This window comes from Streptomyces sp. NPDC004629 (assembly GCF_042873595.1).
Lineage (GTDB): Bacteria > Actinomycetota > Actinomycetes > Streptomycetales > Streptomycetaceae > Streptomyces.
In genome coordinates this window covers 181,085-194,490 of record NZ_JBIALO010000014.1, presented here as the reverse complement: position 1 = coordinate 194,490, position 13,406 = coordinate 181,085, and the positions used below count along the sequence as shown (strand labels likewise).

The window sequence follows — 13,406 nt, the reverse complement described above, 5'->3', positions numbered from 1 at the left end:
CGTTTCGGCCCCGGGGTTTCCCGGGGCCGAAGGGGGTGGTGGCTGCTGTGGGGGTTACTTCACGTCGACGTAGTCGCCCGGGGCGCTGACCGCCGGGGTGGTCGAGGTGCCCGCGAAGCTGTAGCGGTAGTAGCCGTCGACCGTGGCCTTGGTCGTGGTCTTCAGGTTGCCCGTCGAGTTCGTCTTGATGGTCTTCAGCGTGGTGTAGGTGCTGGAACTCTTCTTGCGGAACTGGAGCTTGACCGACTGGCCGGCGTAGCCGTGGTACTTGCCGTCGTCCCAGTTGGCCCGGGACAGCTTGCCGGTGACCGTGATGGTCTTGCCCTTCTTGACCGGCTCCGGCGAGGCGTTGACCGTCAGCTTGGAGAAGCGCTGCAGCTTGGTGGTGGCCAGGGCGTCCTGCTCGGCGTAACCGACCTTGCTCCAGTCGATGGTGTCGGAGGTCGGGTCCTGGTCGTTGAAGTCGATCGCGTAGCCGTTCGCCTTCCAGGTGGTGGCGTCCGCGTTGGTCAGCTCGTAGTCCGGGTAGACGTCGATGGTGCCCTTGCAGGTGGCCTTGGTCGCCGAGTTGTCGACGCAGGTCGGCCAGTCGTCGCCGATCAGGAAGTTCTTCGGGGCGTCGTAGGAGCCGCGGTAGATCTCGACGTCCAGCACGAAGTCGGGCGCCTGGAGGTCGATGTCGGCGGCGTGCGTGACGGTGTAGCTGACCGGGACGCGGACCTTGTTGGTGGTCCCGACGACGATCGGCTTGCCGTTGTTGATCTTCACGTTGGAGAAGGAGAGGTCCAGCGCGTAGGGCACGCCGGTGTCCTGGGCGCCCGCGCTGCTGAACGCGGACTTGCCGGCGACGGCCCGGTGGGCGGCCTGCGCGGCCTTCACGACGTCGTCGCGGTCGTACGAGGAGCCGCCGGCGGCGTGCGCCGCCGGAACGGCGAGGGCGGACAGGGCCAGGGCGCCGGTGACGGCGGCCACGGTGGCACGAATGCGCATGCGTTCCCCTGCATGGAGAGAGGGGCCCCGTCGGCGGTCGTCGCGCGCGGCTCGTCACCGCGGGGCCCAAATGATCGTGGAGTCTGTTGACTCAGGTGGTCTGATCCACGACGGCGGGCGATGGTTGTACGGAAGTTGAAGAAACTGTGAGGGATTTACCAAGATCGCAACGGCGGCGCGGCTCGCCGAGCGCGACGTCCCCCGCCACGGCGGAACCCACCTGCCGCCCACCGTCCCGGGCCGCCCCCGGTTCAGTCGAACCAGCGGTTGCGGGACAGTTCCTCTGTGCGGGACGGGTCCTCCAGGAGGGCCGCCACCTCGAAGCGGCGCGGCCACTGGCCGGCCGCCCAGGCGAGTCCCGCGGCGACACCCTCCAGGGTCGCGGCGTGCAGCACGCCGTCGGCCGTCAGCCGCCAGTCGATGTCGACGCCGTCGACGACCAGTTCCTCGTGCTCGACATAGCTGCCGGGGGTGCGCGGGCCGAGCAGTACCCGCACCGCGTCCGGCACCTCGTGCTCGGTTCCGGCCGAGTCCACCTGCCCGGTGACGGACTCGCTCAGCCGCCGTACCTGGAAGAGTTCCGCCAGCTCCGCGGCGCGGGCGGGCCGCACCGGCAGCAGCGGGACGCCCGCGGTGAAGGGCAGCAGATCGGGCGAGTCGACGACGACGGCGTCGGCCGCGTCCACCACCTCGACCCGGCCGTCCACGACGGCCCGCAGCTCGTCCGGCAGGGTCACCTGCTCCGGTTCCAGCTCGGCCAGCGCACCGTACAGTCCGTGCAGTTGGGCGGGGGTGACGGGCCGGTCCGGGTCGGCGAGCCGGTCCAGCAGTTCGGCGGCCCCGCCCGGTTCGTCGAGCAGCGCGGCGACCGACGTGCGCACGCCGAGGGCCCGCAGCACCTGCTCGTCGGCGAAACCGGTCGCGTCGGCCTCGTCGTACAGCCCGTGCAGCAGCGGATCGCCGCCCGCCGCGAGCAGCCCGGCGGGCCGCCGGCCGTCCAGCACCGGGTGCCCGCGCAGCCACCACGCCGTGTACGGCCGTACCACCTCGTGGGTGCCGTCCGGCAGCAGGATGCGTACCGGCTGGGTGAGCGCGTCGCGCAGCGGCGGGCGGGCGAGCAGGGCAAGCGCCTCGGGCCAGTGGTCGTCGTCGACGAGGTCGAGGTCGCGTACGGCGACCAGTTCGGTGGCGACCGGGGGCACCGGCGTGTCCGGGAAGCGGTCGAGGATGTCCTCGCACCACACGTCCACGGCGTCCAGCAGTCCCGCGTCGTCCGGTTCGGCGAAGTCCCCTTCGCGGGGCTCCAGTTCATCCGGGTCGAGCACCACGTCGGTGGCCCGCACCAGCGCGAAATCAGCCAGCACCCCGCAGGCGGCCAGCGGCTGTTCGCCCCACCTCTGCGCCAACTCGGCGTCCACGGCGGCCAGTTCTCCCTCGCGGATGACCCGGGCGAACGGGCTGCCGGGCAGCACCAGTTCACCGGCGGGGGCGAGTTCGCCGTCCTCGTCGGGCAGCGCCAGGGCGCCCAGCCAAGGCTCGTCGCCGGGTTCCAGGCCCGCGTCCCGGACCAGGGCGAGGACGGTGTCCGCCAGTTCCTCGGCGTCCGGCGCGTCCTCCTCCCAGCCGACGGCGCCCTCCTCGTCCAGGGAGGCGGCGACCGCGGCGCGCACCTGGGGCGTGGTCAGCACGGCACGCGGGGTCGCGGGCAGCGCGCCCAGCTTCTCCAGGATGGGATGCGCGGCGTCCGGGTGCGCGACCTTCAGGCCGAGCCGGGCGAGCGTCCCCGGATCGATGCGGGCGGCGTCCGGGGTGGGCAGCAGCACCTGGCGGGGGCCGATGGTGGTGCGCACCGCGCCCGGGCCCAGACCCTGGCCGGTGTTGCCGGCGAGCGGGACGGGCAGTCCGGACAGCCGGTCCGGGTCCACCCCGGCCAGGCTGTCGTACAGCCGCCGCCACCAGCCGGGCTCCTTCTCCAGCCCGGCCAGCCGGTCGATCGCGTCGGCGAGCGGCAGCCGGGCGACGCCCAGCGTGCGCAGTTCCACGCGGCGTTCGAGGCCGCCGGGCAGCAGCGTGGGCAGCACCTCGGCGAGTACGTGCACGGTGTCGGCGCCCGCGCCCTCGACGATCTCGGCGTCCCGGGGGCGCAGCGTCTCGGGAAGGTCCTCGGCGTCGTCCTCCTTGGCCTCGGCGGCCGGGGGCAGGAACGCGGTCCGCGGAAGGCGTTCCAGGATCGCCTGGCGCAGCGCACCGTCGAGTTCGCCCTTGCCGAGCGGCCCGGGCACCAGATCGATGATGCCCTCGGTCACCGGCCGCCAGCCGGCGAGGAGTTCGGTGTACGCGTCCGCCGCCCGCTGCACCAGGAAGTCGGTCAGCGGGCCCGGCGCGGCATGCCGGCGGGTGGTGTCCAACGGGAAGGAGGCGATCAGCAGCGCGGGGACGCCCAGGGACTCGTCGCTGGGGGTGGGGGCGTGCACGACGGGCGCGGTGCGGGGGCGGGCCGGGGCGCCGTCGGGGCCCACCGGCACGGCCCAGGTCACCGACCAGTGCGGGCGCAGGCGTTCCTCGACCGGGCGGTCGGCGAGCAGGGCGGGGGTGAGCGGGCCGTGTGCGGCGACGGTACGCCAGCGGGTGGTGCCGTCGCGCGAGTCCGCCACGACCGTGCCGGTGGCGTCCGTGCTGCGGCGCAGGGTGCGCGGTGCGGCGCCGTCGATCTCGACGACGACCTCCGCCAGGCCGGGCAGGGCGAGCAGCAGGGCGTCGTCCACGGCGTGCAGGAGGCGTTCGGCGAGGTCGGCGGCGGCCGCGTCGCGCAGCGGCAGGATGACGACCGTGTCGTACGGGTCCGGGGCGGTGCCCTCGGCGGCGAACGGCAGCCGCAGCAGCGGTACGTGTCCGTCGCGGCGCCGGATCTCGTCGCCGAGGCCGGGGCTGCGCCGGGCGGTGTCGGCGGCGAGTGCGCGGGCCTCGGCGAGCGACCAGCGGACGCCGCCGTGCCGGCCGACGACGGCGGGCTCGTCGGTGACGGCGAGCACGGCGGAGAAGCCGACGCCGAACCGGCCGACGGCGCCGTGTCCCGCGCCGGTGGCGCCGGTGACCCCGGTGGCGTCCGCGTCCTCGGCGTCCTCGGCGTCCTGGGCGGCTCGGGCGTCGGCGTCGTCGCGTTTGGCGGAGGCCCGGAGGGTGGCGAGCGATTCGACGCCGACCGCGTCCAGGGGGGCGCCGGTGTTGGCGGCGAACAGGACGCCGTCGCGAAGGGTGAGACGGAACCGGCCGGGCACGTGGGCGCGGGCCGCGGCGTCGGCGGCGTTCTGCGCCAGCTCGATCACGAGCCGGTCGCGGTAGCCGCCGAGTACCAGGTCCTCCTCCGCGTTGGCGTCCTCGCGGAAGCGGGCGGGGCTGGTGGCCCAGGCGTCGAGGACACCGCGGCGCAGACGGGCCGTGCCGAAGGGGTCGGCACCCTCGGCCGCGGGCCGCACGAACTTGCTCACGTTCACTCTCCTCGTCGGGGCGGTGACGACGAAGGTACCGCTCCTGCGGCACCGGGGTGCCGGGTCGGGCCGGGCGAACGGCGGACCCGTGCCACGGTGTGCTGCCAAGGTAGCCCCGCACGCCCGCGTTACGGTTCGACAGCGCGCCCCGAAGGGGCGCGGGGCTGTATCGACATGCGGCTCCGCCGCGATGGGGGTCCCCCTGTTCGAGCGAAGCCGAGAACTTGGGGGAGCGACCAGCCACAACGGCGCCGCAGACGACCGACGGCACAGGCAAGCGGATTACGCCCCGAGCGACCCGACAGTGCGTGGCGAACGGAGCCCGAGGCTACGAGTGGCCGAGTTCCGCTGTCGACTCGTCGGTGATCGTCGGTACCGAGCCGGAGTCCGGCGCCGGGCGCAGGGGGAAGGGGTCCACCCGCGTCTCGTCGATCACCGGCGCCGCCGGCTGGGGCGGCTTGGGCATGACGGCCGCTTCGGAGTGGCCGCCGCAGCCGTACGCGAGGGAGACCACGCGGCCGTCCGCCGGGGCGAACTCGTTCGCGCAGACGCCGAAGGCCTGGCCGAGGGAGCCGCCGAGGGGCAGCAGGAAGCCGCAGCTGACACAGGGCGCGGGCGCCGCCTGCGCCATCGGCGTCCGGGGGCCGAACGCCTCCTCCCAGCGGTCGGCGGCCAGGTGCAGGCCGTAACGGGACAGGACCCGGGCGCGGCGCATACCGAGTTCTTCCGCCACCGCCGAGATCGAGCCCCGGGTCGGCGCCGCCGGGAGTGTCGCGGGGGCGCCCGCGGTGACCTCCGCGTCCTCCGCCTCGGCCAGTTCCGCCATCTCCTCGGAGACCGCGGAGTGCACCGGCGGCTCGTCCTCGCCGGAGTAGCCCGGCTCCAGCCGCAGGTCCTCGGACTCGGTGGGCAGAAGGTCGCCGGGGCCCAGGTCGCCGGGCCGCAGCCGCTCGCTCCACGGCACCCACTCCGGCGCGAGCAGCGCGTCGGGGCCGGGCAGCAGGACCGCCTCGTCGAGGGTGACCACCTTGGCGCGCGAGGCACGGGCCACCGTCACCGCCCAGCGCCAGCCCCGGTAGCCCAGTTCCTTGCACTCGAAGAAGTGCGTGACAACACGGTCGCCCTCGGATACCAGTCCGGTGTGCTCGCCGACCACGCCGGGCGCGGCCGCCTCCTCTGCTGCGGCGCGGGCGAGGTCGACGGCCTCGGCGCACAGGCGGTCGGGGGTGCGGCTTCGCGTTGTCGCTGCGCTCACAGGTATCGCTTCTCTCCTACGCCGTCTCACGGGTGCGCCTGCCTGAAGGCGGTGGGGCGGACGGAGCGGACCTGTGGGCCGCATCGACGTCCGCGTCCGATCGCGCTCGGGCGCACCTCTGTCATCCATTCTGCGGGATGGCTGAGATACGCACGCTACCTGTTCGTGTGCGCTCGGCCTACACCGACGGCCGCTTCACAGCCGCCCGACGCCGTTTCCGGTCCGCCTCCGGGGCCTCCACGGGCTGGGACACCACCGGCCGTCCGGCCGCCCCGCCGCCGGTTCCACCGCTGCGACCCGGCACCCCGGCCGGGCCCCGCCACCCGCCTCACCAGCGACGTCCCCCGTTCTTCGGCCGATCCTTCAGCCGCTCCCCGGTTGTGATGCCACCGACTCGCTCGGCGACAAGTGCTCTAGGAAACGGATTCTCAGGGCACTATGAACGTCGTGGCAGCCGCGAGGTCGCCCCAGGGCACCGCCCGCGTCGGCGGAGTCAAGGGGAGCAGTCGAGGTGGCGGTCCGGGCCGTATGGGCGGTGCCGTCCGCGCGGTCGGCCGTGCCCTGCACCTCCCGGTCGCCGGCGCGGCCCGCGGCATCAGGAGGGCCACGCATGCGCACGGCGCCGGCGAGTCCGGGCTCGGCAAGCTGATCGAACTGCACGCCGTCAACGGCGCCGGCGATGTGATGATCACCGTGGCGCTCGCCTCCACCGTGTTCTTCTCGGTGCCGACGGACGAGGCCCGCGGCCGGGTCGCGCTCTACCTCGCCATCACCATGGCCCCGTTCACGGTCCTCGCGCCGGTGATCGGCCCGCTCCTCGACCGGCTGCCGCACGGCCGGCGCGCCGCGATGGCCGCCGCGATGCTGGCCCGTGCCCTGCTGGCGCTGATCATCTCCGGGGCGGTCGCGAGCGGCAGCCTGGAGCTGTATCCCGCCGCGCTCGGGGTGCTCGTGGCGTCGAAGGCGTACGGCGTGGTCCGCAGCGCGGTCGTGCCCCGGCTGCTGCCACCCCGCTTCTCACTGGTGAAGGCGAACTCCCGGGTGACCCTCGCCGGGCTGCTGGCCACCGGGGTGGCCGCCCCGATCGGGGCGGGCCTGCACGCCGTCGGCGACCCCTGGCCGCTGTACGGCGCCTTCGTGATCTTCGCGGCGGGTACGTTCCTGTCGTTCTCGCTGCCGCGGAAGGTCGACTCCGCCAAGGGCGAGGACGTCGCCCTGCTCGCCGCGGACGCGGAGCATCTGCACGGCCCGCGCCGCACCGGCGCCAGACGCCCGGGGCTGCGCACGGTCGGCCCGGCCGTCACCCACGCGCTGGGCGCGAACGCCGCCCTGCGCTGTCTCTCCGGCTTCCTGATCTTCTTCCTCGCCTTCCTGCTGCGCGAGCACCCGCTGACCGGCGAGAGCGCGGCCGTCTCGCTGGGGATAGTGGGCGTCGCGGCCGGCGCGGGCAACGCGCTCGGCACGGCGGTCGGGGCCTGGCTGCGGTCCCGGGCACCGGAGATCATCATCGTGACCGTGGTCGCGGTGGCGCTGGGCACGGCGGTCGTCGCCGCGGTGTTCTTCGGCGCGTTCCTGGTGGCGTGCCTGGCGGCGGTCGCCGGGTTCGCGCAGGCGCTGGCCAAGCTGTCCCTGGACGCGCTGATCCAGCGGGACGTGCCGGAACCGGTCCGCACGTCGGCGTTCGCGCGTTCGGAGACGCTGCTGCAGATGGCGTGGGTGTTCGGCGGCGCCGTCGGCATCGTGATGCCGCTCAACGGCACCCTGGGCCTGGCCGTGGCCGCCGTCCTCGTGGCCGTCGGCTGGCTTGCGACCGTGCGCGGGCTGCTCGCCTCGGCCCGGCACGGCGGGGCGGCCCGGCCGCGAGTGGCGTAACGAACCGGGCACGCCGCCCCCCAGGTGGGGGACGGCCCCCGGGTGCCCGATAGCCTTCGGCCATGACCATGCAATCCGCTCCGCGACGCCGCCGCGCCGTCGCCGCCGCCGGCGCCGTTTCCGCCGGACTGCTCGTCCTCACGGCCTGCGAAAAGCCGACCCCGATCGCAACGGTCACCGTCGGCACCAACTCGGTCAGCTCCGAAGCCACCTGCTACAACGACGGCAAGGCCCTGGACACGGCCGCCCTCGGCAACTGCCTCAAGGACACCGACATCAAGTCCATCACGGTGGACCCGGAGGAGACCGTCCGCTTCGGTGTCGACCCGAAGATCGCCGACAACGGCTGGACGATCCTGATGAACGGTCAGCCGCTCACCGACTCCAGCAGCAAGACGTACCGCACCATCCCCGGCAGCGTCTTCTTCAACGCCCAGTACGGCGCGCAGGGCAACTCGACCCTGGTGTCGGTCAAGGAGGGCGACAAGACCGTCAAGGGACTGTGGTCCTTCAAGCTGAAGAAGGCCTCCTGACCACGTCCGGCAAGCGTTTCCTCGTGGCCACCGCGGTCCCCGCCGAGCGGGACGCGGTGGCACAGGCGTTTCCCGGCACGGCGCGCGAGGTGCGCCTGCCGGGCGGCACCCTCCACCGGATCACCGGCGCGCACACCTACGACCTGCTCGCCGCCGGCGTCGGCCCCGCCCTCGCCGCCGCCTCCACCGCCACCGCCCTGACCGCCGCGGCCCTGCACGGCTCCCCGTACGCGCTCGTGGTCAGCGCCGGGATCGCCGGCGGCTTTTGGCCCGCGGCGCCCGTCGGATCGCTCGTCGTCGCCGACGAGATCACCGCGGCCGACCTGGGCGCCGAGACCGCCGACGGCTTCCTCCCGGTCACCGGACTCGGGTTCGGCACCGTCAGCCACCGTCCGCCGGAAACACTCGTACGGGAGGTGACCGCGGCGACCGGGGCGCGCGCCGGAACCGTGCTCACCGTCTGCACCGTGACCGGGACCGCGGCCCGCGCCGACGCGCTGCGCGCCCGCCACCCCCGGGCGCTCGCGGAGGCCATGGAGGGCTTCGGGGTGGCCGAAGCAGCTGCCGCGCACCGGGTGCCCATCCTCGAAGTACGCGCGGTGTCCAACCCCGTCGGCCCGCGCGACCGCACCGCCTGGCGCATCGGCGACGCCCTCGCGGCCCTCACCGAGGGCTTCGGGAAGCTCGCGCCCGCACTGGAGAGTTGGAACCCGCATGAGCCCTGAGAGCCGACCGCTGCAGATCGCCTACTCCCCCTGCCCGAACGACACCTTCGTCTTCGACGCCCTCGCCCACGGCCGTATCCCCGGCGCGCCCGCCCTCGACGTCACCTTCGCGGACATCGACATCACCAACGGCATGGCCGAGCGCGGCGAGTTCGACGTGCTGAAGGTGTCGTACGCGGTGCTGCCGTACGTCCTCGACGCGTACGCGCTGCTGCCCTGCGGCGGCGCGCTGGGCCGGGGCTGCGGGCCGCTCGTGCTCACCCGGGAGCCGGACGCGGACCTCACCGGCCGGACCGTGGCCGTGCCGAGCGAGAGGTCGACCGCCTACCTGCTGTTCCGGCTGTGGGCCGCGGACACCCTGCCGGAGGGCGTCGGCGAGATCGTCGTCATGCCGTTCCACGAGATCATGCCGGCCGTGCGGGACGGGAAGATCGACGCGGGGCTTGTGATCCACGAGGCGCGGTTCACCTACCAGAACTACGGGCTGCACAAACTCGCCGACATGGGCGAACACTGGGAGGCCACGACCGGACTGCCGATCCCGCTGGGCGCGATCGTCGCCAAACGGTCGCTGGGCGCGGACACGCTGCGGCTGCTCGCCGAGTCGATCCGTACGTCCGTGCACGCCGCCTGGGACGACCCCGAGGCATCCCGGCCCTACGTCATGGAACACGCCCAGGAGATGGATCCCGCCGTCGCCGACCAGCACATCGGGCTGTACGTCAACGAGTTCACGTCGGACCTCGGCGAGGACGGGTACGCGGCGATCCGGGGCCTGCTCACCCGCGCGGCGGCCGAAGGGCTCGTCCCTGCCCTCCGTCCGACCGCGCTCGACTTCCCCTGACGGGGCGCGGCCCGGCGGGATGCTCCGCGGGCCGCCGGCTACACGTCCAGTTGGTCGGCGACCGCGCGCAGCAGACCGGCGATCTTCTTGCCGGAGGCCTTGTCGGGGTAACGGCCCTTCTCCAGCATCGGGGTGATGTTCTCCAGGAGGGTCGTCAGGTCCTGCACGATGGAGGCCAGCTCGTCCGGCTTCTTGCGCTGGGCCGCCGCGACCGACGGGGTCGGGTCGAGGACGACCACCGACAGGGCCTGGTCGCCCCGCTGGCCGGCGACCACGCCGAACTCCACGCGCTGTCCCGGCTTGAGCGCATCGACTCCGGCAGGGAGAACCGAGGAATGGACGAAGACGTCACCGCCGTCGTCACGGGAGAGAAAGCCGAAGCCCTTCTCACTGTTGAACCACTTGACCTTGCCAGTCGGCAAAGCACACGCTCCCTCGATCGGTCCCGGACGCCCCAGACGCCGGTTGAACTGCCGTCATGACACCTTACCGGGGGTCTCTCCAGCGGGACATGCGTTAAAACGGCGCTGGGCCCCCATGCGCCGTGAGTGGCGGGATAGCGGCTCAGCGAGGTGAGGGAAGTGTGTCGGCCACCCGGTGCGCCGGTCGGGCTTGCGGACGCGGCGGTCTTCGAGCAGCCGGCAGCCGAGCGGCCGCTGATCGGGTGACGGCATACTCCTCGGTCGCGTCAACTCGTCGGGCGGCCCTTTCCTCCTCGCGCCCGACCGGGAGAGCCGCCTTTCTGGAAATACTCCTGTGCGTTCACCGGACAACCCGTGCAATACCTGCGCCCGGGAACCTTCGCACTGTTCACGGCCGGCCGGCAGACGGGGACAAGACGTCGCCCGGTTGTTCCTCCGGGCCGGGAACTACTCTGGTCCGGTGCGTGACAAAACCCAAGCGAATTCCGCCGCGCCCGGTGACGGGCTGATCCGCGCCGGTGCCGTCGTCTTCTTCCTCGGTGCCGTGGCCACTCTGGTCACCGTGGCCCCGTTGTTCCTGGGCGCGGAGCCCTTTCCGACGTACATGTTCGGTTTGAGCATGTTCATGGGGGTCGGATTCCTCGTGGCCGGCGCGGGGGTCCTGCGGTCGATCGCGGCCGGCCGGCGTCAGGCGCGGGGCGCCTCGCGGTAGCCGGCCAGCCAGCGCGGGAAGGCGGACAGGTCGTCGAGGACGACGTCCGCGCCCGCGGTGTGCAGTTCCTCCGCGTCGCACGGGCCGGTGACGACGGCCACGGAGAGGGCACCGGCGGTACGGGCGCCGCGTACGTCTCCGACGTGGTCGCCGACGTAGACGCTTGCGCCGTGCTCGCGCAGCGCCTCCGCCTTGCGCTCCGCCCAGAGGTCGCCGACCACCGCGTCGGGCTCCATGCCGAGGTGGCTGAGGTGCAGCTTGGCGTTCGGCTCATACTTCGCGGTGACCACGATCGCCCGGCCGCCGGATGCGCGCACCGCCGCGATCGCCTCGCGGGCGCCGGGCATCGCGGGGGTCGCGGCGATGGCGATCGCGGGGTACATCTCGCGGTACAGGTCCGCCATCGGGGCGACCTGCTCGGCCGGGAACCAGTTGACCAACTCGTCGGCGAGCGGAGGCCCGAGCCGGGTGATGGCCAGATCGGCGTCGATGTAGGTTCCCGTCCGCTCCGCAAGCGCCGTGTAACAGGCGTGGATGCCGGGCCGGGAGTCGATCAGGGTCATGTCGAGGTCGAACCCGACGGTCAGCACGCGAGAACTCATATCCGCCATTGTGCCCACCGCCTCCGGCACCCGACCGCCCCGCCCCTCCGGGACGGGCAGCCGGAGCCCCCGTCCAGCCCCTGCGCCCAGGGGCACCATGCATAAGGCGAGGTGCACGGGTCTGTCAGCGGGGGCGGCATGGGCCGGACGGCTGCGCCCGGCGCCCGCGAGCAACACCCCGCCCCGACCGACGGTCCGGCAGCGCGCGACGCAGCCGACCGAAAGAAACCGCACCAGCCAAAGGCCCACGCTCGGCGCGCCCGAGCCGTCGGGCAGCGGGCGGGGACACCAGGCACACAGCCGAGGTGCCCCGGGCTGTCGAGTGGGCGTGCCGCAAACCGGATGGGTGCGCCCGAACACCCAGCGACCGCGAGCAACCCGGCGGAACCCCGCCCTTCAGCAGCCCCGCACACCCCCGCGACGCGGCCAAGCCCGTCCCGACCGGCGGTCCGGTAGTGCGCGGCCGAACGAAGGAGACCGTACCCAGCCGACGCCACCGGGACGAGCAGGCCGCCGGCCGGGAGCTGCGCCCGCCCCTTGGGCTCCGGCAGGGGCGGCGCGACAGACCTGGCCCAGGCTGTCGGCGCAGGCGACGGACCGGATGACCGTGCTCGGGCGACCGGTGACCGCGAGCAACCCGGCGGACGCCCACCCTTCAGCAGCCCCGCACACCCCCGCGACGCGGCCGACCATCCGACGCCACGGGACAGCGAAGGCCAGCGCTGCACCAGAAGACCCAGGTCGGGGGCCCGCGCTCAGCGCGGCCGAGCTGTCGGGCAGCGGGCGGGGCTGCAGGGCCGGTGCCGGAGCCGGCCCGGCCGACGGCACCGGGCAGCCCGGCCGAAGCCGCGGACGCGGTCAGCGGGGGCGTTGGGAGCGCCAGAGGACGTAGGCGGCTGAGGTCAGGGCCGCGGCCCGGACCGTCCAGGGCCAGGTTTCGGCCAGGGCGTCTCTCATCTGGCCCTGGGCGATGGGGTCGCCCCAGCGTCCCTCGCTCCTGCCCCACAGCCAGACCAGGCCGCCCACGAGCGCCAGACCGGGCAGGCCCAGGACGGCCCACTTGCTCTCCGCCGAGGTGAGGCGACGGGAGCCGTAGGCGATGAGCCAGCCGAGGATCAGCGCGAACCAGTTGCCGAGCACCGCCCCGGCGACCAGGGCCGCGGCGGCGAGCAGGAGCAGCGGGTTGGTCCAGCCCGCGGCGGGGCGGGGCAGCGGCAGCCGGCGACGCGAAGGCCGGTCGGCCGTCTCGGCCGCGGCGGGTTCGGGGACCGCTGCCGGCTCCGTCGCCGGTTCCGTCGCCGCCTTCGCGGCCCCCTTCTGCTCGGCCTCCGGTTCCTTCGGTGGCGGCTTGAGGAGTTCGGGGATCTCCACGCCCCCGACGAACCCGGGCACGCTGTCCCCGCCCCCGAACGGGCTGTCGTCCACCCGCCACCAGTCGGGCTGCAGCGCGCTGTCGCCGAGTTCGTCCTCCCCGGCGAGGTGAGGCGGTGAGGTGGCGTCCGAACGGGCGGGGGCCTCCGGCTCAGCGGGGCGCGGCCGGGGTACGACCCGACGCAGCCCCTTTCCTCTCTCCCGTGGCCCCTTGTCGTTGCCCCCGTTGCCCCCGTTGCCCTTCGCACCCGAGCCCCACTGCCCCAGCAGTCCCTTCGGGCCCAGCAACCCCTTCGATTCGGGCTCGCGCGGTGCGGGCTGTACGGGCACGGCGGGGGGCGGCGGCTGCGGCACCCCGCTGCCCCCGCCCGCCGCCGCCACGACCTCGTCCGGCGTGCCCAGCCGGGCGAGGATGCGGCGCACGGCGGCGGGACTGTCCACGGTGGTCCTGGCCCGGTGCCGGTCGATCTCGTTGCGCAGCTCGGACACCAGGCGCATGCGGTCGGCCGACGGCAACTGGCGCTGCTGCGCGATGTCGCCGACGCGGCTCAGATACTCGTAGACGACCCGGTCGCTCTCGATACCCACGAAG

Annotated in this window: 11 protein-coding genes; 5 read left to right on the top strand and 6 right to left on the bottom strand. The window is 73.8% G+C overall.

Annotation, left to right across the window (positions count from 1 at the left end):
• Nucleotides 1-54: 54 nt before the first annotated feature.
• The 3 genes from ACFYTE_RS22955 to ACFYTE_RS22945 form a co-directional block, all read right to left on the bottom strand.
• Nucleotides 55-990: a hypothetical protein gene (locus tag ACFYTE_RS22955; protein ID WP_388713336.1), complete on the bottom strand. Its 936-nt coding sequence runs from the start codon at nucleotides 988-990 to the stop codon at nucleotides 55-57.
• A gap of 251 nt (nucleotides 991-1,241) precedes the next feature.
• Entirely contained in the window at nucleotides 1,242-4,478 is a 3,237-nt protein-coding gene (locus ACFYTE_RS22950) for a molecular chaperone Hsp90 (protein ID WP_388713333.1), read from the bottom strand.
• Between the two features lie 328 nt (nucleotides 4,479-4,806).
• Nucleotides 4,807-5,733 carry a DUF3027 domain-containing protein gene (locus tag ACFYTE_RS22945; protein ID WP_388713330.1) on the bottom strand — a complete coding sequence of 309 codons (927 nt, stop codon included), beginning with the start codon at nucleotides 5,731-5,733 and terminating at the stop codon, nucleotides 4,807-4,809.
• Between the two features lie 447 nt (nucleotides 5,734-6,180).
• On the opposite strand from ACFYTE_RS22945, the gene ACFYTE_RS22940 reads away from it, so the two are divergent.
• The 4 genes from ACFYTE_RS22940 (at nucleotide 6,181) to ACFYTE_RS22925 (ending at nucleotide 9,707) form a co-directional block, all read left to right on the top strand.
• A complete protein-coding gene (locus tag ACFYTE_RS22940) occupies nucleotides 6,181-7,605 on the top strand; it encodes an MFS transporter (protein WP_388713327.1) in 1,425 nt (474 codons plus the stop codon).
• A 62-nt stretch (nucleotides 7,606-7,667) separates the two neighbouring features.
• Nucleotides 7,668-8,138, top strand: coding sequence for a DUF2771 domain-containing protein (locus ACFYTE_RS22935; protein ID WP_388713324.1), 471 nt, complete (start codon nucleotides 7,668-7,670; stop codon nucleotides 8,136-8,138).
• A 23-nt stretch (nucleotides 8,139-8,161) separates the two neighbouring features.
• Nucleotides 8,162-8,863, top strand: coding sequence for a futalosine hydrolase (locus ACFYTE_RS22930; RefSeq protein WP_388713322.1), 702 nt, complete (start codon nucleotides 8,162-8,164; stop codon nucleotides 8,861-8,863).
• Nucleotides 8,853-9,707, top strand: a complete 855-nt coding sequence (locus ACFYTE_RS22925; RefSeq protein ID WP_388713319.1) for a 1,4-dihydroxy-6-naphthoate synthase — start codon at nucleotides 8,853-8,855, stop codon at nucleotides 9,705-9,707. The genes ACFYTE_RS22930 and ACFYTE_RS22925 overlap by 11 nt, the downstream gene beginning before the upstream one ends.
• Nucleotides 9,708-9,745: 38 nt before the next feature.
• Here the strand turns inward: ACFYTE_RS22925 and ACFYTE_RS22920 are convergent, their stop codons facing one another.
• Entirely contained in the window at nucleotides 9,746-10,129 is a 384-nt protein-coding gene (locus tag ACFYTE_RS22920) for a cold-shock protein (protein ID WP_351214051.1), read from the bottom strand.
• Nucleotides 10,130-10,589: 460 nt separating this feature from the next.
• On the opposite strand from ACFYTE_RS22920, the gene ACFYTE_RS22915 reads away from it, so the two are divergent.
• Nucleotides 10,590-10,841 carry a hypothetical protein gene (locus tag ACFYTE_RS22915; RefSeq protein WP_388713316.1) on the top strand — a complete coding sequence of 84 codons (252 nt, stop codon included), beginning with the start codon at nucleotides 10,590-10,592 and terminating at the stop codon, nucleotides 10,839-10,841.
• On the opposite strand, the gene ACFYTE_RS22910 is transcribed toward ACFYTE_RS22915, so the two are convergent.
• Nucleotides 10,817-11,452, bottom strand: a complete 636-nt coding sequence (locus ACFYTE_RS22910; RefSeq protein WP_388713313.1) for an HAD family hydrolase — start codon at nucleotides 11,450-11,452, stop codon at nucleotides 10,817-10,819. The two genes, ACFYTE_RS22915 and ACFYTE_RS22910, sit on opposite strands and share 25 nt — an antisense overlap.
• Before the next feature lie 849 nt (nucleotides 11,453-12,301).
• The gene (locus ACFYTE_RS22905) at nucleotides 12,302-13,402 is read right to left on the bottom strand and encodes a hypothetical protein (protein ID WP_388713311.1); all 1,101 of its coding nucleotides are present in this window, start codon (nucleotides 13,400-13,402) and stop codon (nucleotides 12,302-12,304) included.
• Between the last annotated feature and the right edge of the window lie 4 nt (nucleotides 13,403-13,406).

Excerpts from the sequence above, each read along its gene's own strand:
- ACFYTE_RS22910 (WP_388713313.1), bottom strand. The coding sequence starts at position 11,452 with ATGGCGGATATGAGTTCTCGCGTGCTGACCGTCGGGTTCGACCTCGAC.
- ACFYTE_RS22925 (WP_388713319.1), top strand. The coding sequence starts at position 8,853 with ATGAGCCCTGAGAGCCGACCGCTGCAGATCGCCTACTCCCCCTGCCCG.
- ACFYTE_RS22935 (WP_388713324.1), top strand. The coding sequence starts at position 7,668 with ATGACCATGCAATCCGCTCCGCGACGCCGCCGCGCCGTCGCCGCCGCC.
- ACFYTE_RS22955 (WP_388713336.1), bottom strand. The coding sequence starts at position 990 with ATGCGCATTCGTGCCACCGTGGCCGCCGTCACCGGCGCCCTGGCCCTG.